This window comes from Limnohabitans curvus (assembly GCF_003063475.1).
GTDB classification, from domain to species: domain Bacteria; phylum Pseudomonadota; class Gammaproteobacteria; order Burkholderiales; family Burkholderiaceae_C; genus Limnohabitans; species Limnohabitans curvus.
This window is the reverse complement of the sequence record NZ_NESP01000001.1, coordinates 1846172-1872034: the sequence shown is the minus strand read 5'-3', so window position 1 is coordinate 1872034 and position 25863 is coordinate 1846172. Positions and strand designations below refer to the sequence as shown.

General features: G+C 57.2%; 22 protein-coding genes. 4 read left to right on the top strand and 18 right to left on the bottom strand.

Annotation, left to right across the window (positions count from 1 at the left end; all coding sequences use genetic code 11):
* The first annotated feature begins 16 nt into the window (after positions 1-16).
* The 4 genes from B9Z44_RS09410 to ruvC are packed head-to-tail and all read left to right on the top strand — an operon-like array spanning position 17 to position 4250.
* Entirely contained in the window at positions 17-2083 is a 2067-nt protein-coding gene (locus B9Z44_RS09410) for a ribonuclease catalytic domain-containing protein (RefSeq protein WP_108402289.1), read from the top strand.
* Positions 2083-2955 (top strand): energy transducer TonB, encoded by an 873-nt coding sequence (locus tag B9Z44_RS09405; protein WP_108359890.1) that lies wholly within the window; start codon positions 2083-2085, stop codon positions 2953-2955. The genes B9Z44_RS09410 and B9Z44_RS09405 overlap by 1 nt, the downstream gene beginning before the upstream one ends.
* 6 nt (positions 2956-2961) lie before the next feature.
* On the top strand, positions 2962-3696 hold the full coding sequence (mtgA, locus tag B9Z44_RS09400) for a monofunctional biosynthetic peptidoglycan transglycosylase (protein WP_108359757.1): 735 nt from the start codon (positions 2962-2964) through the stop codon (positions 3694-3696).
* A 5-nt stretch (positions 3697-3701) separates the two neighbouring features.
* The gene (gene ruvC, locus B9Z44_RS09395) at positions 3702-4250 is read left to right on the top strand and encodes a crossover junction endodeoxyribonuclease RuvC (RefSeq protein ID WP_108402288.1); all 549 of its coding nucleotides are present in this window, start codon (positions 3702-3704) and stop codon (positions 4248-4250) included.
* A gap of 12 nt (positions 4251-4262) precedes the next feature.
* Here ruvC and B9Z44_RS09390 read toward each other — a convergent pair whose 3' ends face one another.
* From B9Z44_RS09390 to dksA, 18 genes are all read right to left on the bottom strand, one after another.
* A complete protein-coding gene (locus tag B9Z44_RS09390; protein WP_108402287.1) occupies positions 4263-5666 on the bottom strand; it encodes a sensor histidine kinase in 1404 nt (467 codons plus the stop codon).
* Between the two features lie 42 nt (positions 5667-5708).
* Positions 5709-6632, bottom strand: coding sequence for a UDP-3-O-acyl-N-acetylglucosamine deacetylase (gene lpxC, locus B9Z44_RS09385; protein WP_108359760.1), 924 nt, complete (start codon positions 6630-6632; stop codon positions 5709-5711).
* 19 nt (positions 6633-6651) lie between these two features.
* Positions 6652-7914 (bottom strand): cell division protein FtsZ, encoded by a 1263-nt coding sequence (gene ftsZ / locus B9Z44_RS09380; RefSeq protein ID WP_108359761.1) that lies wholly within the window; start codon positions 7912-7914, stop codon positions 6652-6654.
* 181 nt (positions 7915-8095) lie between these two features.
* Entirely contained in the window at positions 8096-9325 is a 1230-nt protein-coding gene (ftsA, locus tag B9Z44_RS09375) for a cell division protein FtsA (protein ID WP_108359762.1), read from the bottom strand.
* 37 nt (positions 9326-9362) lie between these two features.
* On the bottom strand, positions 9363-10163 hold the full coding sequence (locus B9Z44_RS09370; protein WP_245912801.1) for a cell division protein FtsQ/DivIB: 801 nt from the start codon (positions 10161-10163) through the stop codon (positions 9363-9365).
* A gap of 17 nt (positions 10164-10180) precedes the next feature.
* Complete coding sequence (locus B9Z44_RS09365) at positions 10181-11152, bottom strand: D-alanine--D-alanine ligase (RefSeq protein WP_108402286.1); 972 nt, start codon at positions 11150-11152, stop codon at positions 10181-10183.
* Positions 11153-11167: 15 nt separating this feature from the next.
* On the bottom strand, positions 11168-12577 hold the full coding sequence (murC, locus tag B9Z44_RS09360; protein WP_108402285.1) for a UDP-N-acetylmuramate--L-alanine ligase: 1410 nt from the start codon (positions 12575-12577) through the stop codon (positions 11168-11170).
* Positions 12574-13662, bottom strand: coding sequence for an undecaprenyldiphospho-muramoylpentapeptide beta-N-acetylglucosaminyltransferase (gene murG / locus B9Z44_RS09355; RefSeq protein WP_108359765.1), 1089 nt, complete (start codon positions 13660-13662; stop codon positions 12574-12576). Before murG ends, murC begins: the two co-directional genes overlap by 4 nt.
* Positions 13659-14909 carry a putative lipid II flippase FtsW gene (gene ftsW / locus B9Z44_RS09350; RefSeq protein WP_245912838.1) on the bottom strand — a complete coding sequence of 417 codons (1251 nt, stop codon included), beginning with the start codon at positions 14907-14909 and terminating at the stop codon, positions 13659-13661. The genes murG and ftsW overlap by 4 nt, the downstream gene beginning before the upstream one ends.
* A 41-nt stretch (positions 14910-14950) precedes the next feature.
* Complete coding sequence (murD, locus tag B9Z44_RS09345; RefSeq protein WP_108402284.1) at positions 14951-16786, bottom strand: UDP-N-acetylmuramoyl-L-alanine--D-glutamate ligase; 1836 nt, start codon at positions 16784-16786, stop codon at positions 14951-14953.
* Positions 16787-16790: 4 nt separating this feature from the next.
* Positions 16791-17969, bottom strand: a complete 1179-nt coding sequence (gene mraY, locus B9Z44_RS09340; RefSeq protein ID WP_108402283.1) for a phospho-N-acetylmuramoyl-pentapeptide-transferase — start codon at positions 17967-17969, stop codon at positions 16791-16793.
* On the bottom strand, positions 17960-19381 hold the full coding sequence (locus B9Z44_RS09335; protein ID WP_108402282.1) for a UDP-N-acetylmuramoyl-tripeptide--D-alanyl-D-alanine ligase: 1422 nt from the start codon (positions 19379-19381) through the stop codon (positions 17960-17962). The genes mraY and B9Z44_RS09335 overlap by 10 nt, the downstream gene beginning before the upstream one ends.
* Positions 19374-20870, bottom strand: coding sequence for a UDP-N-acetylmuramoyl-L-alanyl-D-glutamate--2,6-diaminopimelate ligase (locus B9Z44_RS09330; RefSeq protein WP_108402281.1), 1497 nt, complete (start codon positions 20868-20870; stop codon positions 19374-19376). Before B9Z44_RS09330 ends, B9Z44_RS09335 begins: the two co-directional genes overlap by 8 nt.
* Positions 20870-22609, bottom strand: coding sequence for a peptidoglycan D,D-transpeptidase FtsI family protein (locus B9Z44_RS09325; protein ID WP_108359770.1), 1740 nt, complete (start codon positions 22607-22609; stop codon positions 20870-20872). Before B9Z44_RS09325 ends, B9Z44_RS09330 begins: the two co-directional genes overlap by 1 nt.
* Complete coding sequence (gene ftsL, locus B9Z44_RS09320) at positions 22606-22896, bottom strand: cell division protein FtsL (RefSeq protein ID WP_108402280.1); 291 nt, start codon at positions 22894-22896, stop codon at positions 22606-22608. Before ftsL ends, B9Z44_RS09325 begins: the two co-directional genes overlap by 4 nt.
* Positions 22893-23810, bottom strand: a complete 918-nt coding sequence (gene rsmH, locus B9Z44_RS09315; RefSeq protein WP_211308696.1) for a 16S rRNA (cytosine(1402)-N(4))-methyltransferase RsmH — start codon at positions 23808-23810, stop codon at positions 22893-22895. The genes ftsL and rsmH overlap by 4 nt, the downstream gene beginning before the upstream one ends.
* 9 nt (positions 23811-23819) lie before the next feature.
* Entirely contained in the window at positions 23820-24248 is a 429-nt protein-coding gene (gene mraZ, locus B9Z44_RS09310) for a division/cell wall cluster transcriptional repressor MraZ (RefSeq protein ID WP_108402278.1), read from the bottom strand.
* A 306-nt stretch (positions 24249-24554) separates the two neighbouring features.
* The gene (gene dksA, locus B9Z44_RS09305; protein ID WP_245912800.1) at positions 24555-25811 is read right to left on the bottom strand and encodes an RNA polymerase-binding protein DksA; all 1257 of its coding nucleotides are present in this window, start codon (positions 25809-25811) and stop codon (positions 24555-24557) included.
* Positions 25812-25863 lie beyond the last annotated feature (52 nt).

Genomic DNA, 25863 nt, shown 5'->3' with positions numbered 1-25863 from the left:
TGGGACAATTGCGCCCATGTACGCATTGTTTGAAGAAGCTGGAAAATTCCAGACGGGTCGCATCCTCTCCGAAGCCGAGAGCTCGGCCCAAATCGAGCTGGAATCCGGCAAACGGGTCAAGGTCAAGGCCGCCCATTTACTGCTCAAGTTTGAGAAGCCCTCTCCCGCCGACCTGATGCGCGACGCACAGGCTTTGAGCGCCACCATTGAGCTCGACCTCGCTTGGGAATTCGCCCCCGAAGACGAGTTTGGTTTTGCCGACCTCGCCCGCGAATACTTCAGCGCACAAGCCACCCTGACTGAGCAAACCGCTGCGCTGCTTCGCCTGTTTGATGCGCCGCATTACTTTCGCCGCGCCGGCAAAGGCCGCTTCAAGAAGGCCTCTGCCGAAGTGATTGCCCAAGCCTTGGCGGGCATCGAAAAGAAAAAACAAATCCAAGCGCAAATTGAAAGCTGGGCAGCCGAGTTGGGCCAAGGCGCTTGCCCCGCGCCCATTCAAACGCAGCTCTACAAAATCTTGTTCAGGCCCGACAAGAATGCACCTGAATACAAAGCCGTGGTCGAAGCCGCACGTGCCACACAAACCGCGCCGCTGGCTTTGCTGCAAAAAGCAGGCGCCATCACCTCGGCTTACCAATTCCATTGGCAACGCTTTTTGTTTGACAACTTTCCCAAGGGCACCAACTTCCCTGCGCTGCAAGCACCCAACATTGCCGACGAATTGCCGCTGGCCAACGTGCAGGCCTATTCGATTGACGACTCGCACACCACCGAGATTGACGATGCCTTGTCTGTGCAAGGCTTGGGCACTGGCACGGTCACACTCGGCATTCACATCGCCGCACCTGCGCTAGCTTTGAAGCCGGGCGATGCGATTGACCAACTGGGCCGCAACCGCTTGTCCACCGTGTACATGCCGGGCTACAAAATCACCATGTTGCCCGACGACGTGGTGCAAACCTACACCTTGCAAGAAGGCCGCGACTGCCCCGCCGTGTCGCTGTACGCCACGTTCGACGAGGCCACGCTGGCCTTGCAAAACACCGAAACACGCGTGGAGCGTGTGCCGATTGCTGCCAACTTGCGCCACGACCAGCTCGATGCCATCGTCACCGAAGCTTGGTTGAATGACGCCAGCTTCACGCACGCTGCAGGCACCGTCGAGCCTGCCATGCCACGCACGGAACTGGCTTTTCTGTTCCGCTTGGCGCAGCACCTCAAAGCCCAACGTGAAGTGGTGCGCGGCAAGCCCGAAAACTTCAACCGCCCTGACTACAACTTCCGCCTCGTAGGCAACAACGGCGCAACGCCCACAGGCAACGAGCAAGTGCACATCAGCATCCGCCAGCGCGGCGCACCGCTCGACTTGATGGTGGCCGAAGCCATGATTTTGGCCAACAGCACCTGGGGCAATTGGATGGCCGAGCTGGGCGTGCCCGGCATCTACCGCAGCCAAGCCAGCTTGTTGCCCGGCGTCAAAGTACGCATGGGCACCAAGGCGTTGCCACACGCTGGCATTGGCGTGCCCAGCTATGCGTGGAGCACCTCGCCCCTACGCCGCTACACCGACCTCGTCAACCAATGGCAAATCATTGCGTGCGCCAAACACGGCAGCACGGCGGCTTTGGCTGCGCCGTTCAAACCGAAAGACGCCGAGCTGTTCTCCATCATCTCTGCATTTGATGGCGCCTATGGCGCGTACAACGCCTACCAAAACGGCATGGAGCGTTTTTGGACGCTGCAGTATTTGAAGCAGAACAACATCACCGAACTCAGCGCCACCGTGTTCAAAGCCTTCCCTGGCCAGCCGCCCATGGCGCGTGCCGATGACCTGCCTTTGGTCTTGCCCGTGTTCGGTGGCGGCGATTTGCCACGCGGCGCTCACGTGCAACTGCGCTTGAGCGAGATTGACGACATCAGCCTCGACATCAGCGGCCACCTGCTGCACCTGCTGGAAGCAGATGCACCATCGAGTGCCGAAGAAGCAGAGATGACGGACGACGAAGACGACAGCGCCGCAGGTCCGATTGCCTTGGCGATGGATGTGAATGAGGCAACCACATCGGAGGTCAATGCAGCGTGATGCTCTCGCGTTTCTCTTGGACCCGTTGGACCACGCTGCAAAAAGCGTTGTTCATTTCGTTCGCATTCCATGGTGCATTGCTGACACTACGCATTGCCGCACCTGAGCGGTTTGACCGCTTGTTCAGCGACACACCGCTGGACGTGATTTTGGTCAACACCCGCGCCAAAGCCGATGCACCCGACAAAGCGCAAGCCTTGGCACAAACTCAGTTGTCAGGCGGTGGCGAACTCAAGAGTGGCCGCGCCGCATCCCCCTTGCCCACCGCGGCCAACACGTCTGTGGGCGACATGACCGAGTCCATGCAGCGCCAAGTCGCCGCCATGCGCAAAGAACAATCGCTGCTGTTGGCGCAAGTGAAAAACTTGCTCGCCCAACTGCCGCCGCCACAACCGCAAAAATCAAAAGCAGAGCAAGACGCGGTTGAGCAAAAACGTCGTCAACTGCTCAAACTCTTGGCCGAGATTGAAGAACGCATCAACCAAGACAACGCACGCCCACGCAAACACTATGTGAGCCCCGCCACCAAACAAGTGGCCTACGCGCTGTATTACGACGGCCTGCGCCGCAAGATTGAAGACCGTGGCACGCGCTACTTCCCTGCCACGAACAGCGGGCAAAAGCTCTATGGCGAATTGACCATGATCATCACCGTCAACACTGATGGCCGCGTGCTCGCCACCGAAGTGGTGCAGGGCTCGGGGCAAGCCGACTTGGACCGCCGCGCACAGGCCATTGCCACCGCAGCAGGCCCGTTCGGTGAATTCACCGAAGAGATGCGCCGCCAAGCAGACCAACTGGCGGTAGTTTCGCGCTTCATCTTCAGCCGTGACAACACGCTGCAAACACGTGGCGGCGAAACTGCCAAGTAAACCGATATGAACACCCCACGCTTTCGCCCATGGCTGCGCTGGTTGCTGCTGGTGTTGGTGGCTTGGCTAGGCCTGCAAGTGTTCTTTTTGGCACGCATTGCCGTGATGGCCCGTGTTGCCCCCGAATCCACAGCCTTTGAGCGCTCCGAAGCTTGGCGCATTGCCACCTCGAAAGACCGACTGCGTTGGCGGCAAGACTGGGTGCCGTACGCACAAATCTCCAACAACCTCAAGCGTGCCGTGATCGCATCTGAAGATGACATCTTTGCGCAACACGATGGCGTGCAGTGGGACGCGATTGAAAAAGCCTGGGCCAAGAACGCCAAAGCCGAGCTGCAAGCCAGCCGCAAAGCACAAAGCAAAGCAGCGCCCAAAGTCGTGGGCGGCTCGACCATCACACAGCAACTGGCAAAGAACTTGTTTCTCTCAGGCGAACGCACCTTCATTCGCAAAGGCCAAGAGTTTGTTTTGACCGTCATGCTTGAAGCCGTGCTGGGTAAGAAACGCATCTTGGAGATTTACCTCAACCACGTGGAATGGGGTGAAGGCATCTTTGGGGCAGAGGCTGCCGCGCAACACTACTTTCAAAAACCTGCCTCACAGCTCACAGCCTGGGAAGCGGGGCGTTTGGCGGTGATGCTGCCCCGCCCCAAGCATTACCAAAAATTCCCCCAGTCCGAGTATTTAGCCGGACGTACCGAAATCATTTTGTCCCGCATGGGCGGCGCACAACTGCCTTAGCGCCTATGCGAATCCTTGGCATCGACCCCGGCTTGCGCACCACTGGTTTTGGCGTGGTGGAAAAGCACGGCAGCCAACTGCTCTATGTGGCGAGCGGCACCATCAAAACCAACAAAGAAGCCCAAGGCAATTTGGCTGAGCGTTTGAAAGTTTTGTTCGATGGCATTCATGAAGTGGTAGAGCGTTACAAACCTGACACATCGGCTGTCGAGATTGTGTTTGTCAACGTCAACCCACAAGCCACCCTGCTGCTGGGTCAAGCGCGTGGCGCTTGCATCACGGCGCTGGCCACGTGCAATTTGCCTGTGGCCGAGTACACGGCGTTACAAATGAAACAAGCTGTGGCAGGTCACGGCCTGGCCAAGAAAGAACAAGTGCAAGAGATGGTGAAGCGTTTGCTCAATCTACCTGGCTTGCCCGGACCTGATGCCGCCGACGCCTTGGGCATTGCCATCACACATGCGCATGCGGGCCATTCGATGGCGAAGCTGGCCGCGGCCACTGATTTACAACGCACCACCAGCGGCATGTACAAAGCGGGCCGCAGCCGCTAAGCGCCAAGACGATTAGCGCTCGGCAGCGGGCAAACTCAGCTCCACGATGGCACCACCATCGACCGCATTAGAAATGGTCAAACTGCCACTGTGCATTTCTGCAATCGCACTGGAAATTGAGAAACCCACACCCAAGCCGCCTTCTTTGGAAGTCACAAAGGGTTGCCCCACCAAACTCTTCAAATCGGCAGGCACGCCAGGCCCCGTGTCACGCACACGCAGCACCACGCGATCTTCCATGTGCTCCAAGGAAACAAAGATCATCTTTTGTGCGCTGGTCTCCATGGCTTGCATCGAATTACGGTACACATTCAACACAATTTGAGACAGCTGAACGCGGTCACCGTGTACCCCACATTCGGCAGGGTCTAAATCAAATTCAAAACGAACTTTTTGCTTGCGTATTTCGTACGCCAACAAGTGCGCCACGTCTTGCAACAAGGGCTTGAAGTCCACATAGGCATAGTCGGTTTCGGCAGGTCGAATGAAGTTACGAATGCGCTCTACCAATTTCACCGTCCGGTAGGTGCTGCTTTCGATTTCTTCAATCGACTCCAAGATTTCCGCGGTGTTTGAGTCGCCTGCAGCCACGCTGGCTTTGATGGCTTGCGCATCCATCAAGATCGCCGTCAAGGGTTGGCTCAGCTCATGGGCAAACGATGCAGACATGGTGCCCAAGGTTCGCTGACGCTCAAGCTGCGCAATTTGTTCACCTAGTCTGGCGGTTTCTTCTTGCCGTGCACGCGCTGCCGTCGCCTTCATGGCGGCCTGGGTCGAACGCTCCAAAAACATGCCCACAAAAGCAAAGTTTCCCAAAATTGAAATCAACAAGCCTGTGACCACCGTCAAGACGCTGTCCACGCCACTGGCCACAACATCGGGCTCGGTCAGCCCGGACAGCACGAGCTTTGTGCGGACCATCATGGTGATTGCTGTCACGGCATACACCACGGACAACCATCGGGCACTCCGTAATCGGTCCACCCTCGCAATGCGCCAAGACAAATAGGAGATGTAGGCGAAGAGTGCCGTGAATATCAAAGTTGACCAAGAGAACCGCAAGATGGCGTCATGCAAGACCACCCTGAAAAATTCAAACCCAGCCACACAAACAAGGATCAGCGCTGCTGCGCGTTTCAAGCCTAAACTTAGATTGAGGGCACGACGCAAAGCCAAAGCTTGAATCAAAACGCCACTCCACATCAAGCCATTGGCCAGGGTGTAGGTAAGCCAAGCTGGCAAATGCGCGCGCAAACCCACCAAGGTCAAAGCCACGCCAAAAAGCACACCGCCTGAACACCACAAGGCCGAAGCCCTGGACGGTTGGTTGAACAGCAATGCCCAAACCGTCAATGGCAAGATGAGATAAAGAACACCCAGAATGAGATAGACCGTGGGGATGTGATACACCGTCATCTCAAGTTCTCCGTCGCCTCGTCGGCGATGTATGAAAGCGCTTTACCAAGCCGGCGCGAGTTGCGCCAAACCCGGAGGCGCTTTGCGTGCGTCGTCAAAGGTCACGACGTCATAGGCATCAGGTTGGCTGAGCAGTTCACGCAAGAGTTTGTTGTTCATGGCGTGCCCAGAACGGAACGCCACATACGAGGCCAGCAAGGGCTTGCCAATCAAAAACAAATCGCCCATGGCGTCGAGGATTTTGTGTTTCACAAACTCGTCGTCGTAGCGCAAGCCATCGCTGTTCAGGACTTTGTAATCGTCCATCACGATGGCGTTGTCTAAGCCGCCACCCAAAGCCAAACCATTGGCACGCATCATCTCAACGTCACGTGTGAAGCCGAAGGTACGGGCACGTGCAATGTCGCGGGTGTACACATCGGTGTCCATGTCGAACACCACGCTTTGGCCAGTCGAGTCCACCGCTGGGTGATGGAAATCAATTTCAAAGCTGAGTTTGTAACCGTGGTGCGGGTCGAGTCGCGCCCACTTGACGTTAGCGCCCTCGCCTTCACGCACTTCCACCGTCTTCAACACACGGATGAAACGCTTGGGCGCGTTTTGCTCCACGATGCCCGCGCTTTGCAGCAAGAACACAAACGACGAAGCAGAGCCATCCAAAATCGGCACTTCTTCTGCCGTGATGTCGATGTACAGGTTGTCAATGCCAAGGCCTGCACAAGCCGACATCAAATGCTCAACAGTAAACACCTTCGCCCCACCATTGGAAATGGTCGAAGCCAAGCGCGTATCCGTCACAGCGGTGGCCGTGATGGGAATATCGACTGGCTGCGGCAAATCCACCCGACGGAACACGATGCCCGTGTCGGGTTGCGCCGGGCGCAGTGTCAGCTCCACGCGTTGACCGCTGTGAAGACCAACACCCACCGCTTTGGTGAGGGATTGAAGGGTTCTTTGTTTAAGCACGTTCTGATTTTAATGAATCTCAGTCCGCTTGCTTGCGCAAGAAGGCTGGGATTTCGTAGTCGTCCATGCCGCCCGATGACAAGGCATCGACCTTGGCGGCAGCCGAGGTGCGGTTGCCACGCCACACGGCGGGAGAGTTCATGGCGTCGTAGTTGGGTTGTGCAGCCACCGAGCCCACGCCCAAGCCAGCAGCCAAACCGGCCAAGCCAGATGAGGCCGCAGCCAATACACCTGCGGGTGATGCGTTGTTGGCTTGTGTGGTGGGGAAGCCCACGCCGTCTGTACCGGTGCGCAAGACTTGCAACTGAGGGGCAGCGCGGCGGCTGCCGGCCAAACCTGTGGCCACCACGGTGACGCGAATTTGGTCGCCCAAGCTTTCGTCGTAAGCCGTACCGTAAATCACGTGCGCATCTGGCGAAGCGAACTTGCGGATCGTATTCATGGCTTCGCGCGACTCAGACAACTTCAAGCCACCCTTGGCTGCGGTGATCAACACCAACACGCCCTTAGCACCAGACATGTCCACGCCTTCGAGCAATGGGCAAGCCACAGCTTGTTCAGCGGCGATGCGTGCACGGTCTGGACCGTTGGCTGCAGCGGTGCCCATCATGGCTTTGCCGGTTTCGCTCATCACAGTGCGCACGTCTTCAAAGTCGACGTTCACCAAGGCTTCCACGTTGATGATTTCAGCAATACCGCCGACTGAGTTTTTCAACACGTCGTTGGCAAATGCGAAAGCTTCGTCTTGGCTGGCGTCTTCGCCCAACACATCCATGAGCTTTTCGTTCAACACCACAATGAGTGAGTCGACGTTGGCTTCGAGTTCGGCCAAACCGGTTTCGGCATTGTTCATGCGACGGCTGCCTTCGAATTCGAAAGGCTTGGTCACCACGCCGACGGTCAAGATGCCCATCTCTCGCGCCACACGTGCCACCACAGGTGCAGCACCTGTGCCTGTACCGCCGCCCATACCGGCGGTGACGAACAACATGTTGGTGCCTTCCAGCGCCAAACGGATGTCATCAATCGCGGCTTCAGCCGCTTCACGGCCGCGGTCTGGCTTGCTACCCGCGCCCAGGCCGGTGGAGCCGAGTTGAATCACTTTGTGCGCATTGCTCACGCGCAGGGCTTGCGCGTCGGTGTTCGCGGTGACGAACTCCACGCCTTGAACGCCAGAGCTGATCATGTGTTCGACCGCGTTACCGCCGCCGCCACCCACGCCAATGACTTTAATTTGGGTGCCTGAGTTGAATGCTTCAACTTCGATCATTTCGATGCTCATGATGTTTCTCCTAATCTAAAAATTTGCAGTTGCCTAAGTCGTTTGTTTTTTGCTTGTGGTTCATCGCGCTCCTTCTACGAGGGTGGCGCGTTGGGCGCACAGGATCGACATCGCCGATGCCTGTGCGGTCGTTGCGGCGGGCTGCCCCGCGCAAGGTAAAGCAAGGTGTGAGGAATCATGGTTAGAAGTTCCCCACAAACCAATCTTTGAGACGGTCCATCAACGAGTTGACGGAGCCACTCTTTTGTGAAACTTTGAAGCCACGTTGGCGGTCCACACCGGCCTCGGCCAGCAAGCCCATCACCGTGGCGGCACGTGGCTGCGCCACCATGTCAGCCAAGGCGCTGTTGTAGTGCGGCACACCGCGACGCACAGGCTTCAAGAAAATATCTTCGCCCAGCTCAACCATGCCCGGCATCACCGCACTGCCACCTGTGAGCACAATGCCCGACGACAACACTTCTTCATAGCCTGAGTCACGAATGACTTGCTGCACCAGCGAGAAGATCTCTTCCACGCGTGGCTCAATCACACCGGCCAAGGCTTGACGGCTCAACATGCGTGGCGTGCGATCGCCCAGGCCCGGCACTTCCACTTGCACGTCTGGGTCAGCCAACAGTTGTTTGGCGTAGCCCGATTCAATCTTGATTTCTTCTGCGTCTTTGGTGGGCGTGCGCAATGCCATCGCAATGTCGCTGGTGATCAAGTCACCGGCAATCGGAATGACGGCGGTGTGACGAATCGCACCGTTGGTGAAGATGGCCACGTCGGTGGTGCCTGCACCAATGTCGACCAAAGCCACGCCAAGTTCGCGCTCGTCGTCAGTCAGCACCGACATGCTAGAGGCCAAGGGGTTGAGCATCAAACGATCCACATCCAAGCCGCAACGACGCACGCACTTGATGATGTTTTCTGCCGCGCTTTGCGCGCCCGTGACGATGTGCACTTTGGCTTCCAAGCGGATGCCACTCATGCCAATGGGTTCGCGCACGTCTTGGCCGTCAATCACAAACTCTTGCGGCTGCACCAACAACAAACGTTGGTCGGTTGAGATGTTGATGGCTTTGGCGGTTTCCACCACACGGGCCACATCGGCTGCCGTGACTTCTTTGTCTTTCACCGCCACCATGCCGGTGGAGTTGATGCCGCGAATGTGGCTGCCGGTGATGCCGGTGTACACGCGTGTGATCTTGCAGTCCGCCATCAGCTCGGCTTCTTTCAAAGCCTGTTGAATGCTTTGCACCGTCGCGTCGATGTTGACCACCACGCCACGCTTCAACCCATTGCTGGGCGCCACACCGAGGCCTGCGAGCTTGAGCTCACCATCGGGCAACACTTCGGCCACGACCACCATGACCTTGGCTGTGCCAATGTCCAAGCCGACCACCAAATCTTTGTACTCTTTTGCCATAACAGCCTCGTTCTTTCTCTTTTTCTCTCTGTGCGCGTTAGCGCTTGGCAGGCACGTCTTGCGTGCTCACCCCGCGCACCCGAAGCGCATAACCGTTGTCGTGTCGCAAATCTGCAGACTCAATCGCCGATACTTTGCGACCTAGCTTTTGCGTCACCTGTGCCAGTGTTTGCGTGACGCGTTGCACACGCGCCATCACGTCGTTCACATTGCCGCGTCCCAACTCAATCACCGCGCCATGTGCCAACTTGGCCCGCCAACTTCCGCGATCGGTCAGCGCCAAGCTGTCTACAACCAAGCTCAATTCTTTGAATGCCGGTTGCAACGCCAAATACATCGCCAGCACCTGTTGTGACTGGCTGTCTGGTCCGCTCAAACGTGGCATCTTGTCGTCGTCCAAATCGCCGACGTTGGCTTCAAACACTTCGCCGTAGCTGTTCACCATGCGCGGCTCGCCGTCGTCGCCCCAATAAGCCACGGGCTTGTGCTCTTGCAAGGTCACACGCAAGCGGTTGGGAAATTCGCGCTGCACCGAAGCCAAGCGCACCCAAGGCACGCTCTCAAAAGCACTGCGCACACGGCCCAAATCAGCCGTGAAAAAATTGCCGGTGAACTTGGTCACCACATTGGCGCGCAAGGTCACTTCGTTGTTGTGTTCAACATCGCCCTTCACGGTGATGCCTCTGAGCGCAAACGCTGGCAACTGCACCAAGGCCCACACACCGCCCGCCAGCGCACCCACGACCAAACCCACAAACATGAGCGAAGCCGCCATGTGCATGAGCTTGACATCAAGCGGCACCGCCACCGAGGCATTCACCTCGGGACGTGGTCGCATATGGGTGTAGCGCGTGGTCATACGGCTTTCGGACCTCCAGGGTGATCAAGCGTGGCGCTTTCCAGCAGCATCAAGCACAGGTCTTCGTAGCTGATGCCCGCTGCACGTGCAGACATGGGCACCAAGGAATGACTGGTCATACCGGGTGATGTGTTCATCTCCAGCAAGAAGGGCTTGCGGTCAGTGGCGCGCAACATGATGTCGGTACGGCCCCAGCCACGGCAACCCAAGGCGCGGTATGCCGCCACGACCAAGCGCTGCACTTCGCGCTCTTCGGCTTCGGGTAAACCGCTTGGGCAGTGGTATTTCACGTCATCCGTGAAGTACTTGTTGTTGTAGTCGTATGCGCCGTCCGGTGCTGCAATGCGCACCACGGGCAAAGCGCGAGCATTGGGACCATTGCCCAAGATGGGGCATGTCAGCTCTTCACCGGTGATGAATTCTTCTGCCAGTAAGTCGGGGTCGTACTTGGTAGCTAACTCGGCCGCAACTTTGATCTCGTTCGCTTGCGTAACTTTGCTCATGCCAATGGACGAGCCTTCACGAGGTGGCTTTACGATCAACGGCAAGCCGAGCTTGGCAGGAATGGCATTGATGTTGTCTGCCGTTTGGTCTTCGGGTGACAACCACACGTAGCCAGGTGTCGACAAGCCGACGGCACTCCACACGCGCTTGGTCATCACTTTGTCCATCGCCATCGCAGAGGCCATCACGCCTGAGCCTGTGTAAGGAATACCCAGCAACTCCAACGCGCCTTGCACGGCACCGTCTTCACCATAGCGGCCATGCAGTGCGATGAAGGCGTGTGTGTAACCTTCGCGTTTGAGATCGTCCAAGCTGCGCTCGGCTGGGTCAAATGCGGTGGCGTTGACGCCCTTGCTTTGCAACGCCTTGAGCACACCGCTGCCCGACATGATGGACACATCACGCTCAGCAGACAGGCCACCCATGAGGACAGCAACTTTGGCAGTTTGAATATGGAAGGTCATGCTTTTAAATACTTTTCAGCTCTTACGTTGTTGCACCAGTTCCAGCACCTTGGCTGGCACTTGGCCAATCGACCCTGCGCCCATGCACATCACCACATCGCCGGCTTGGGCGTTGTCGGCAATGACTTGGGCCATTTTTTGAATGTCATCCACGAACACCAAGGCTTCGTGGCCAGCCACGCGCATGGCACGTGACAGTGCACGGCCATCGGCCGCAGCAATCGGTGTTTCGCCTGCGGCGTAAATCTCAGACAACCACAACACATCGGCGCGGCCCATGACTTCGACGAAGTCTTCAAAGCAATCACGCGTGCGGGTGTAGCGATGCGGCTGAAATGCCAACACCAAACGACGACCAGGAAACGCACCACGTGCCGCAGCCAAAGTAGCTGCCAATTCCACGGGGTGATGGCCATAGTCTTCGATGAGGGTGAACTCGCCACCGTTCTTCGCCGCGACTTCACCGTGGCGTTGGAAACGACGTCCCACACCTTTGAATTCGGCCAAGGCTTTTTGCAACGCCTCATCGGGCACATTCAACTCCACCGCAATCGCAATAGCAGCCAAAGCATTGAGCACGTTGTGCTCGCCCGCCAAGTTGAGCGTGATGTCGAGGTCGGGCAAGGTCACGCCGTTGCGGCGTTGCACGGTAAAGCACATGCGACCGTTGTCAGCACGCACATTCACTGCGCGCACTTGTGCTTCTTCGTTGAAGCCGTAGCTGGTGATGGGGCGTGACACATCGGGCAAGATGCTGCGCACAGCCGCATCATCGGTGCACAAAATGGCAGCGCCATAGAAAGGCATGCGGTGCAAGAACTCGATGAACGCAGCCTTCAACTTGTTGAAGTCATGGCCATAGGTGTCCATGTGATCGGCGTCGATGTTGGTCACCACGGCCATCACGGGTAAGAGGTTCAAGAACGAAGCATCTGACTCGTCGGCTTCCACCACGATGTAGTCGCCCGAGCCCAGCTTGGCATTCGCACCTGCACTGTTGAGCTTGCCACCAATCACAAAGGTGGGGTCCATACCCGCTTCGGCCAACACACTAGCCACCAGACTGGTGGTGGTGGTTTTGCCGTGGGTGCCTGCAATGGCGACGCCGGTTTTCAAACGCATCAACTCGGCCAACATCACGGCGCGTGGCACCACAGGAATCAACTTCGCGTGTGCGGCCACCACTTCGGGGTTGTCGGCATGCACGGCGGTGGAGGTGACCACGGCATCTGCACCGGCAATGTTTTTGGCGTCGTGACCCACATGGGTTTGAATGCCCAAGCTTTGCAAGCGCTTCAACGCCACACTGTCAGACAAGTCAGAGCCAGAAATAACGTAGCCCAAGTTCAACAGCACTTCAGCAATGCCGCTCATGCCTGCGCCGCCGATGCCGACGAAATGGATGTGACGAATGGCGTGTTTCATGATTTTTTTCCTTTCGCTGCGAGCTGCTCGCAGGCGGCCACGACTTGAGCAACCGCTTCCACCTGACGCACGGCATAGGCCTTTTCGGCACAAGCCAGCAAAGTGCGGCGCGTCATGAATTGCAAACGGTCAGCCAAGTCTTGGGCTTTCAATTCGTTTTGTGGCATCAACCAACCACCACCTGCGTCCACCACAAAGCGCGCGTTGGTGGTTTGGTGGTCGTCCACCGCATGGGGGAACGGCACATAAATGGCAGCGGCGCCCACGGCAGCCAATTCGGTGACGGTGCTGGCACCAGCACGGGCAATCACCACATCTGCATCGGCAAACGCTTGTGCGGTGTCGTCGATGAACGGGGTCAACTCGGCTTGCACACGCGCTTCTTCGTACGCTGCACGCAAGGCATCAATTTGTTTAGCGCCACTTTGGTGGGTGACGATGGGTCGTTGGTCGTGTGGAATTTTGGCCAAGGCTTGGGGCACCACGGTGTTGAGCGCTTGCGCACCCAAACTGCCACCCACCACCAACACACGCAACGGACCCGTGCGATCTGCAAAACGTTGGGCGGGTTCGGGTTGGTTCACAAAACCATCGCGCATGGGGTTGCCCACCCACTCGGCTTTTGGCAACACGTTGGGAAAGGCACTGAACACACGGTCCGCCACACCACTCAACACTTTGTTGGCCATGCCTGCCACTGAGTTTTGTTCGTGCAAGACCAAAGGCTTGCCGCACAAGACAGCCATCATGCCGGCGGGGAAGGTGATGTAGCCACCCAAGCCCACCACCACATCGGGCTTGACGCGACGCACCACACACCAACTTTGCCAGAAGGCACGCAACAATTTGAAGGGCAACAGTGCCAATGTTTTGACACCTTTGCCACGCACGCCACCAAAGGCGACGGTTTCATACGCAAAGCCACGGGGCGGCACCAACTGGCTTTCCATGCTTGGCTCGGGGGCACCGAGCCAATGCACGTTCCAGCCATGGATGCGTAACTGATCAGCCACAGCCAATCCCGGGAAGATGTGGCCACCTGTGCCGCCAGCCATGATGAGTGCGGTGCGTTGGGTCGTGCTCATAAGCGACCTCCATGCATGACCACGCGGTTTTCAAAGTCCACGCGCAGCACCACCGCAATGGCAATCAAGTTCAACAAAATCGCAGAGCCGCCATAGCTCATGAGTGGCAGGGTCAAGCCCTTGGTCGGCAGTGCGCCTAAGTTCACGCCCATGTTGATGAAGGACTGAAAGCCCATCCAAATGCCCACGCCTTGCGCCACCAAGCCTGCGAACACACGGTCCATGGCAATGGCTTGGCGACCGATGTACATGATGCGACGTGTCAGCCACATGAACAAACCAATCACGGCCACCACGCCCACAAAGCCAAACTCTTCGCCAATCACAGCCAGCAAAAAGTCGGTGTGCGCCTCGGGTAACCAATGCAGTTTTTCCACACTGCCGCCCAGTCCAACACCAAAAATTTCGCCACGACCAATCGCAATGAGTGAGTGCGACAACTGGTAGCCCTTGCCCAACGCATGCTCCATGCTCCAGGGATCGAGGTAAGCAAAAATTCGTTCGCGCCGCCATTCAGAAGACGCAATGATCAGACCGAACACGCCAATCAAGGCGGCGGCAATCAAGAAGAACATGCGGGCATTCACACCGCCCAAGAACAGGATGCCCATGGCAATCACAGCAATCACCATGAAGGCGCCCATGTCTGGCTCAGACAACAAAAGCAAGCCCACCACGGTCACCGCCACACCCATGGGCGTCACGGCAGCAAAGAAGTTTTCTTTCACGTCCATCTTGCGCACCATGTAGTTGGCGGCATACAGCAGCACGCCCCACTTGGCCAACTCAGACGGTTGAAAGTTCATGAAACCTAAACCAATCCAGCGACGTGCGCCGTTGACCGACTTGCCAATGAAGGGGATCAACACCGCGATCAACAGCACGATGGACGCAATGAACACCCAGGGCGCGATGCGCTCCCAGGTGTTCAACGGAATTTGAAACGCCAACAAAGCAGCCACAAATGCCACAAACAACGACAAGGTATGACGAATCAAGAAATGCGTTTGGGTATAACCGGCGCCCATGCGTGGGTTATCAGGAATCGCAATGGAAGCGGAATACACCATCACCAAACCAAACATCATCAGCGCAAAGGTGACCCACACCAAAGGCTGATCAAAGCCCTTCACATGCACAGGCGATGCGGCCGTGCGCGTGAATTCGGTGCCGTGCACGCGCACAGGCAATGCATCCATGCCGGTCTCTGGCTCGGCGCCCAAAAGGCGACCGAAGCCCTGCTTCATGCGCTGCATGAAAGAGGCTTTGATGGAAGTGGCCATGTCGCTCACACCATGCCCCCAGCTTCTCCCACCAGGTGGTGAACCGCATTCACAAAGACTTCAGCGCGGTGTGCGTAGTTGCGGAACATGTCCATGCTCGCGCACGCGGGTGACAACAACACCGCGTCTCCTGCGTGGGCTTGTTCGCTGCACAACTTCACTGCGTCTTCTAAAGTGGCAGCATCCAGCAACGTGACGCCGCTGTGCTGCAACACCTCGCGCAAGATAGGCGCATCGCGACCAATCAACACCACTGCACGTGCGTAGCGTGAGACAGGTTCGCTCAACGGTGCGAAGTCTTGACCTTTGCCGTCACCTCCCAAGATGACCACCAAGCGGCGATCCACCCCCAAGCCATGGAGCGCAGCCACAGTGGCACCGACGTTGGTGCCTTTGCTGTCGTCAAAATATTCCACACCGTTCAGGATGGTGACCGCTTCCACGCGATGCGGTTCGCCTTGGTATTCGCGCAAGCCAAACAACATGGGGGCCAAGTCGCCACCGGCGCTACCGGCCAGTGCCAAAGCGGCCAAAGCATTGAGCGAGTTGTGACGGCCACGGATGCGCAGTGCATCAGCAGGCATCAAACGTTGGATGTGAATTTCTTCTTCGTCGTCTTTGCGGCGCTTGCGAGTTTCGTCAGCCTCTAAGGCACGCACCAACCAGGTCATGCCATTGACGGTTTCAATGCCGTAGTCGCCGGGACGTTGTGGCAAGTCGCCACCAAAGGTGATGTGCGCACGCACTTGCGGTTTTTGCAACTTGACGCGAATGGGCTCTGGCAGCATGGCCATCACACCTGCGTCTTCGCGGTTGAGCACCAGCACGCCTTGTTTGCCAAAGATGCGAGCCTTGGCGGCGGCATAGCCGTCCATGCTGCCGTGCCAATCCAGGTGATCTTGTGTGAGGTTGAGCACGGTGGCTGCTGTGGGTTCGAAATTGTCCACGCCTTCCAGCTGAAAGCTCGACAACTCCAACACCCACACTTGCGGCAGATACGGGTGGTCTGCAGGCGGTGGCGGGGGTGGCACCAACGGTGGCAAGTCCACTTCGAAGGGCTCGTCATCCACGGGAGCTTCTGCTGTTGCGTCTGTTGGCTGCTCGGCTTCTGTGCCGGTCAATGCCATTTGCGATGCGGCATCGCTGTCAGCAGCCGCCTCTTGCGCCAACGCTTCTTCGGCTTCGAGTGCCATTTGGGCGGCTTGAGCGGCTGCAGCTTTTTCTTTGGCTTCGGCCTCTGCACGCGCTTGCTCAGCCACAGCCTCGTCTGCAGCAACTGCTGCCGCTTCTTGCGCGGCAATCACGTCAGCCGCCGCTTGTTCTTCGGCAGCTTTGTCTAACGCTTGCGACAAGGTATCGAGCAAGGTCGGGCCAATGTTGCCGGCCACGGCCACGCGCTTGCCAGCACGTGCCAACAACTGCCCCGTCAACGACGTGACGGTGGTTTTGCCGTTGGTGCCGGTGATGGCCAACACCTTGGGGTGATAGGCCATGCTGGTTTGCAAATCGCTCAGAGCTTGGGCAAACAGAGTCAACTCAGTGCCCACCCACAAACCGGCGGCCACAGCGGCGTTCCACACAGGCGCCACAGACTCGGGGCTCAAGCCTGGGCTCTTGAACACCGCGCGTACATCTTGGCCTTCGACCAGGCTGGCTTCAAACGCGCCATGCACAAATGTCACTTGCGGCAACTCAGCACGCAACGCTGCCAAATGCGGCGGCTCGGCACGCGTGTCCACAACTTGCACTTGCGCGCCAAAGCGCGAGCACCAACGCGCCATCGCCAGACCGGAATCACCCAAGCCCAGAATCAGCACCGATTGGTTGTGGAGTTGCTGCATCTTCTTATCTCAACTTCAGGGTAGACAAACCCACCAAGCACAGCAGCATGGTGATGATCCAAAAACGCACGACGACTTGGGTTTCTTTCCAGCCGCTCTTTTCAAAGTGGTGGTGCAAAGGTGCCATCTTCAAAATGCGACGGCCTTCGCCATATTTCTTCTTGGTGTATTTGAAGTACGTCACTTGCAGCATGACCGACAAGGCTTCCACCACAAAGATGCCGCCCATGATGGCCAGCACAATTTCTTGACGCACGATCACCGCAATCGTGCCCAGCGCACCGCCCAAAGCGAGTGCGCCCACGTCCCCCATGAACACTTGGGCTGGGTGTGTGTTGAACCACAAGAACGCCAAACCTGCGCCCGCCATGGCAGCGCAGAAAATCATCAATTCACCAGAACCAGGAATGTGTGGGAACAACAAATATTTGGAATACACCGAGCTGCCAGTGACATAAGCAAACACGCCCAAGGCAGAGCCCACCATCACCACCGGCATGATGGCTAAGCCATCCAAGCCGTCGGTCAAGTTCACCGCATTGCTAGAGCCCACGATGACCAAGTAGGTCATGATGACGAAACCAAACACGCCCAATGGATAGGTCACTTCTTTGAAGAAAGGCAACATCAAGCCAGCCTTGGGGGGCAAGTTCACATCAAAGCCCGACTTCACCCATGAGTAAAACAACTCCATCACACGCAGGTTGTTACTCTCGGAAATGCTGAACACCAAATACAAAGCAGCCACCAAACCGATGATGGATTGCCACATGTATTTCTCGCGTGAGCGCATGCCTTCTGGGTCTTTGTTGACGACCTTGCGCCAATCGTCCACCCAGCCAATGGCACCAAAACCAAAAGTGACGATCATCACGATCCACACAAAGCGATTCGACAAATCAGCCCACAACAAGGTGGACACGGCAATGCCGATCAAGATCAACACACCGCCCATGGTGGGCGTGCCGCTCTTGGCCAAATGCGATTGCATGGCGTATTCGCGGATGGGCTGACCAATTTTCAAAGCAGCCAAGCGGCGAATCACGGCGGGGCCTGCAATCAAACCAATCAGCAATGCCGTCAACGCGGCCATGACCGCGCGGAACGTGAGGTACTGAAACACGCGGAAGAAACCGAATTCAGGCGAGAGAGTTTGCAGCCATTGGGCCAGGGTCAGCAGCATGGCGTCGTTTCCTTTTTGTTCTGGTCGTGACAGGCGTTGATTGCATCAATCACACGCTCCATCTTCATGAATCGTGAACCTTTGACCAACACGCTGCCGAGTTGAGGCAACTGTTGCATCACGCGTTGGTTCAAGGCGTCGATGTCTGTGAGGTGCTGTGCGTTGGCACCGCAGGCGGTGGCGGTGTGTGCGGCTAAGTCACCCAAACACAGCACGTGGTCAATGCCCATCTGTGCGGCATGCAAGCCCACCTCTTGGTGAAACTCGGGGCCTTGTGTGCCCACTTCGCCCATGTCACCCAACACCAGCAAACGCGGTGCGGGTAACTCGGCCAGCACGTCGATGGCAGCGCGCACGGAATCGGGGTTGGCGTTGTAGGTGTCGTCCACCACCGTGATGTCGCGGCCTTGGCACTGAATGCCAAAGGCGCGTGAGCGGCCTTTGACAGGCTCGAAACTGTGGAGACCTTGCGCGATCACATCGAGCGACACACCTGCCGCCAACGCACACGCAGTGGCTGCCAAAGCATTGCCCACGTTGTGACGACCTGCGATGTGCAGCTGTGTGCGCAACACACCTGCAGGTGTTTGCGCTTCCACGGCCCAGTGGTCGTTCAACCAATCGGCTTTGAGCAACTGCACTTCGGCGTTGTCAGCTGTGTTGGCGCTCATTGAGAAGCGCATGCAAGCACGTTTGCCTGCCAAGCTTTGCCACAACGCGCTGTAGGCGTCATGCGCGGGGAATACGGCTACACCGTGTGCAGGCAAGGCTTTGATGGCTTCGCCGTTTTCTTGTGCCACGGCTTCGACCGTGGCCATGAATTCTTGGTGCTCGCGCTGGGCGTTGTTCACCAACGCCACGGTGGCTTGCGTCATGTCGGCCAAACCTGCAATTTCACCGGGGTGGTTCATGCCCAACTCCACCACCGCAGCACGGTGATGTGCGCGCAAGCGCAGCAGGGTTTGTGGCACGCCAATGTCGTTGTTCAAATTGCCTTGCGTGGCCAAGGCATCGTCACCAAAGCCTGCACGCAAGATGCTGGCAATCATTTGTGTGACGGTGGTTTTGCCATTGCTGCCCGTGACAGCAATGACGGGCAAGTTGAATTGACTGCGCCAGCCTTTGGCCAGTTGACCCAAAGCAACGCGTGTATCTGGCACCTCAACACCTGCAAGCTTGGCGACGTCTAAACCGTGGTGCGCCAAAGCGGCGGTAGCACCACTGGTTGCCACTTGGGGCAAAAAGTCATTCGCGTCAAAGCGCTCACCCTTCAAGGCGACAAACAAGTCACCGGCTTGGCAGGTGCGGCTGTCGGTGTTGACACGTTGAATGGTCAAACCCACATCGCCGTGCAACTGCGCGGAGATCAGCCACTGGCTGATTTGTTTCAGGCTGAGGTTCATGTCAGACATGCGCTCCCCTCTGCGCCAAGGCATCACGTGCGTGCTGCACATCGCTGAACGGGTATTTCACGCCTGCGATTTCTTGGTAATCCTCGTGACCTTTGCCCGCCACCAGCACCACGTCTTGGGCGCGTGCGCGCTGCACCGTTTGTGCAATGGCTTGCGCGCGGTCAGCAACCACGATGGTCTTGGCAGCGTTCTTCAAGCCTGCCAACATGTGATTCAAAATCGTTTGTGGATCTTCGCTACGCGGGTTGTCGCTGGTCAGCACCACGTGCTGTGCATATTGCTCGGCAGCTGCGGCCATCAAGGGGCGCTTCGCAGCATCGCGGTCGCCGCCGCAACCCAAGACACAGGTGAGTTCGCCGCCGCGCGATTGAGCCAATGGCAACAAGGCTTGCACCGCTTGCGCCACCGCATCAGGCGTGTGCGCATAGTCAATCACCACCAATGGCTCGCCAGCCTCACCTACCGTTTGCATACGACCCGGCACAGCGGGCAACACGCGGCACGCTTGCACGGCATCGGCCAAGCTGTATCCCAAAGCGCGCATGCAGGCGATGACACCCAGCACATTGCTCACGTTGTAGAGGCCCACCAACTGGGTGTCGAGCATGTGTGTTTCCTCACCCTCGACCACCTCAAAGCACAAGCCTCTTGCACCGTGCTGAATGTGACGCGCCACGATGTGTTGTGAACCCATCGTGGCATCCGCAGCACATGACACTGTCCACACATGCACATCGCCACGCGCTTGCAGTTGCACAGCCAAGGCTGCGCCTTGTGCATCGTCCACATTCACCACCGCGGCTTGCAACCCCGCCCAACTGAACAACGCCAGCTTGGCTTGCCAGTAGCTGGTCATGTCGCCGTGGTAATCCAAATGGTCTTGCGTGAAATTGGTGAACATGGCCACACGCACCTGCGTGCCGTCTAAGCGATGTTCAGCCAAGCCAATCGATGAGGCCTCAATGGCGCAGGCATTCACGCCTGCTTCCACCATGGCGCGCAATCGGGCTTGCAGCAGCACAGGGTCGGGCGTGGTCATGCCGGTCACTTCAAGGTGCCCCACTTCGCCCACACCCAAAGTGCCCACCATGGCGCAACGTTTGCCTGCGTTTTGCAGCGCATGCGCCAGCCACCACGCGGTGGATGTTTTGCCATTGGTACCCGTGATGGCCAGCACGTCCAGCGCGTGGCTGGGTTGTTCGTAATACGCAGCAGCAATGGGTCCGCTCGCCGCTTTGAGACCGTCGTAGGTGGCGATGGCTTCGCTGTCACCCCAAGCAAAGGCTTCAGCCCCCGAATGTTCGACCACACAAGCCGTGGCACCTTGCTTCAAAGCAGAAGCCACAAACTGACGGCCATCCGTCACACCACCGGGCCACGCAATGAACCCATCGCCTGCGCCCACGCGGCGGCTGTCGGTGTGCAACACACCACGCACTTGGGTACGCAGCCACTGTGCGGCGTCTTGGGGGTTATGCAGTCGTTTCATCAAAACGACTCCTTCTCAACCTGGGTCACCACTTGGGGTTTGACCGCCATGTCGGGCTGAACGCCCATCATGCGCAACGTTTGTTGCACGGTTTGACTGAACACAGGCGCCGCCACATCGCCACCAAAGTAAGCGCCATTGGTCGGCTCGTCCACCATCACGGCCACCACAATGCGCGGGTTGTCGATGGGGGCAATGCCCACAAAGAAGCCGCGGTATTTTTTACTGGCGTAGCCCTTGCCTTCCACCTTGTGCGCGGTGCCGGTTTTGCCACCTACGGAGTAACCCATGGTTTGCGCCTTGGGCGCTGTGCCACCTTGAATGGTCACCATGTGCAACATGTTGCGAATGGCGGCGGCGTTCTGCGACGAAAACACGCGCGCACCACTGACTTGCGCTTGGTTGGTTTTCACCAAACTCATGGGCACCATTTCGCCATCGTGCGCAAACACGGTGTAGGCCTGCGCGAGCTGAAACAAACTGGTGGACAGACCATAGCCATAACTCATCGTGGCTTGCTCAATCGGACGCCATGTTTTGTAAGCGCGGACTTTGCCGGCCACTGCGCCAGGAAACGGCACTTGAGGTTTTTGTCCCAAGCCCATTTGCGTGAACACTTCCCACATATCGTGGGGCTGCATTTGCATGGCGATCTTCACCGTGCCCACGTTGCTGGATTTTTGAATCACTTCATTCACGCTCAACACACCGTGTGGGTGTGCATCGGTGATGGTGGCCGAGCCCATTTGCAATTTGCCGGGTGCGGTTTGAATCAAGGTCTCGGGCTTGACAATGCCCTTCTCCAAAGCCAAACCCACCACGAGGGGTTTCATGGTGGATCCGGGTTCAAACGTGTCGGTGAGGGCTCGGTTGCGTAGCTGCGCACCACTCAAGCTACCTCGTTTCCCCGGCGAGTAACTGGGGTAGTTGACCAAAGCCAACACCTCGCCCGTCTTGATATCGAGCACCACCACACTGCCAGCAACGGCCTTGTTGTTGACCACCGATTCTTTGATTTTTTCGTAAGCAAAGTACTGCACCTTGCTGTCAATGCTCAGCTGCAAATCTTGACCATCGACGGGCGGCACCATTTCGCCAATGTCTTCCACCACGCGACCCAAGCGGTCTTTGATGACGCGACGCGAACCGGCTTTGCCACCCAAGTCTTTGTTGAAGGTCAGCTCGACGCCTTCTTGACCCAAGTTCTCAACGTTGGTGAAGCCCACCACATGCGCGACTGATTCACCCTCTGGATAAATGCGCTTGTACTCTTTGCGGTCGTACACGCCTTTGATCTTGAGCGCAGCGATGTCTTTGGCCACCGACTCATCCACTTGGCGCTTGAGCCACACAAAGGTTTTGTCTTCGTCTTGCAGTTTTTTATCAAGGTCGGTGGCACTCATGCCCAACAACTTGGCCAAAGCTTTGAGCTTGGCAGGGTCACGCTCGATGTCTTCTGGGTTGGCCCAAATGCTGGGCACCGGCACGCTGGACGCCAAGATGTTGCCGTGACGGTCCAAGATGCGACCGCGATTGGCAGGCAAATCCAAAGTACGCACAAAACGCACCGTGCCTTGGCGTTTGAAGAAGGCGTTGTCAATCACCTGCACATACGCAGCGCGCGCCACCAAGCCTAAGAAGCCCGCAGCAATGACAGCCACGATGAACTGGCTACGCCAGATGGGCGTCTTGCTGGCGAGCAAGGGGCTAGAGGTGTATTGCACGCTGCGGCTGCTCATGGGCGAACCTCCGCAGAAGCGGCACCTTGAACGGTGGCGTATTGCGTGATGGCAGGTGTGATCGTGCGCATGTGCAGTTGCTCACGCGCCAATTTTTCAACACGCAGTGGCGTGGCTTGCGCACGGCGCTCCACATCCAAGCGGTCGTTTTCTGTTTCTAAATTGCGGGCCAAGCTAGTGGCTCGGTCAATCTCGGTGGTGAGTGAACGCGACTCGTATTGCGTGCGCACCAAATACAGCGCGCTCGCCATCACGGCAATCATCAGCAAGAAGCTCACGCGGCTCATGCGCCGACTCCTAGACGTTCGGCCACGCGCATGATGGCGCTGCGTGAGCGAGGGTTGCCCTCCACTTCGGCAGCACTGGGTTTGACGCGATCAATGGCTTTGAAGTCCATCACTTTGGGCGCTGCAAACGGCGCACGGCGGTCATACACCTCACGCGAGTGTTGCGTGATGAACTGCTTGACGATGCGGTCTTCCAAAGAATGGAAACTGATCACAGCCAATCGACCTCCGGGGCGCAGCACTTGCAACGAAGCGTTTAACGCTTGTTGCAACTCCTCAAGCTCGGCATTGATGAAAATCCGAAAAGCCTGAAATGTGCGCGTTGCAGGGTCCTTGCCCGGCTCGCGGGTTTTGACCGTGTCAGCCACGAGCTTGGCCAGTTCAGAGGTGGATGTAGGCACGCCCCGTTCTTGTCGGCGAGCATCAATCGCCTTTGCAATCTGTAAAGCAAACCGTTCTTCGCCATATTCACGTATCACCTCCGCGATGTGTTGGACTTCCGCCTCGGCCAGCCACTCGGACACGCTTTGGCCACGTGTGGTGTCCATGCGCATGTCCAAAGGACCGTCGTTTCGAAAGGAGAAACCGCGTGCTGGGTTGTCGATCTGGGGTGAGCTCACCCCCAAATCCATCAACACGCCGTCGATTGAGCCCGCCTCCAACTCGCCCAAGTGCGTGAAGCCTTGGTGACGAATCGAGAAACGCGGGTCTTGAATTTGTTCGGCCGCCGCAATCGCATCGAGGTCTTTGTCGAATGCAATCAAACGGCCCTTGGGGGAAAGCTTGGACAAGATGAGGCGGGAATGCCCGCCACGACCAAAGGTCGCGTCCACATATGTACCGTCCGGCTTGATGTCGAGGGCGTCGACAGCTTCGCTGAGTAGGACGGTGGTGTGCAGCCATGGCGTATCCACCGTCATCCTTTAAAAAGAAAATTCCTTGAACACATCGGGCATGTCGCCCTGCATGGCTTGGGCTTCTTGCGCCTCGTAGGTCGCCTTGTCCCAAAGTTCAAAGTGGTTACCCATGCCAAGCAGCATGGTGTCTTTGCTGATACCCGCTGCGGTGCGCAGCTCGGGCGAGATGAGGACACGGCCTGTGCCATCCATATCCACATCCATCGCATTGCCCAAGAAGATGCGTTTCCACCATTGCGCACTCATCGGCAGCGCAGCAATGCGTTCACGGAACTTTTCCCACTCGGGACGCGGGAAGACCATCAAACAGCCGTGGGGGTGACGTGTGATGGTGAGCTGCCCAGCCGCAGTCGCGCTCAAGACGTCGCGATGCCTGGTTGGCACCGACAGACGGCCTTTGGCGTCGAGACTCAGCGATGAAGCACCCTGAAACACGTTGGCGACCCTTTTCCCACGAACAAATCAACAAAACAACCAGAGGCAAAAGCACCAAAGGCACTTTTCACCACTTAATTGCACTTATTTGCACTGTAGCAGGAAAACGAGTTCTGAACGCCTCAATTCGGGATTTTTTCAATGAAATCAACAACTTACGGCGATTTTAACATCCACGCCGAGGGTTAAAAATCGTTATAAATGAAGCACTTAGCAAGGGCACTAAAAGTGGGTTATGAAGAGAAAAAGGCATAAAAAAAGCAGGCTAGGCAGCCTGCTTTTTGATGATTTTTGGCGTTTAGACCATCAATCTCCGAACATGCGCTGCTTGATTTCGCGACGTTCTTGCGCTTCCAACGACAAACTGGCCGTAGGACGAGCCAACAAACGGCCCACGCCGATGGCTTCACCGGTCTCGTCGCAGTAGCCGTAGTCACCGCTGTCGATGCGCTGGATGGATTGCTCAATCTTCTTGAGCAACTTGCGTTCACGGTCGCGTGTGCGCAATTCCAAAGCGTGCTCTTCTTCAATGGTGGCGCGATCAGCAGGATCGGGCACCACCACGGTGTCTTCACGCAGATGCTCAGTGGTTTCGCTGGCATTGCTCAGCACTTCGTTTTTCAACTGCACGAGTTTGAGTCGGAAGAATGCCATTTGGATGTCATTCATGTACTCGCTGTCGGGCATGGCGATGATTTCTGCATCGGTCAGTTGGTCGGCCGTTTTGGTCTTCCAGTTATTAGCGAGCTTGGCGTCTTTTTTAGGTATCACAGGAACAATGGTTGGAGCGGAGGGTGCCGTCATCGGCATAAAGCTGTTCTTGGCTGCGTTGGACGCAACCACTTGAGCTGGCGGGGGAGGAACCAAAGCCGCCATCTTGGCAGCTCTGGAGTTTTTCTTGTGCACCACAGGGGTGTAGCCAGGAATGATGGGCGTCACATGCACGATGGGTGCAGGCGTGACCACCACTTTGACTTTGGGCTCTTTGGCAGGCTTGGCCGCTTTGACTACAGCAGCTTTGACTGGTGCGGGCTTTGCAGCAGGCGCCTTCTTGACAGGTGCAGCCTTGACGACTGGTTTAGCCACTGCTTTGGTTGCAGCTTTAGGAGCCGGCTTTGGCGCAGCCTTGGTTGCAACTTTGACAGCGGGTTTGGCCACTGCCTTTTTAGCCACAGGTTTGGCGACGGCTTTGACAGCTTTTGCCTGAACTTTCACAGCCTTGGCAGGCGCCTTCACCACTTTGGCAGGCGCTTTCTTAGCCACTGCTTTTTTAGCAGGCGCCGCAGCCTTCTTAGCGACCACCTTTTTAGGTGCAGCCTTGGGCGCAACTGGCTTTTTAGCAGGCGCCTTTTTGGCGACGACCTTCTTCGCAGCAGCTTTCGCTGGCGCAGCCTTTTTGGCCACGGGCTTAGCCGCTGGCTTGGCAGACTTTGCGGGGGTCTTCACCGCCACAGGTTTTTTCACAACTTTCTTCGCAACCGCTTTGGGCGTTGCCGCTGTTTTAGCCGCTTTTTTAGCGGGAACAGGCTTCTTAGAAGCGGTTTTCTTGGATTTAGCGTTCACTGTGGGTCTCCTGGCTGCCCCAGACAGCACGGGTGTGCTGGCAGGGTCTGGC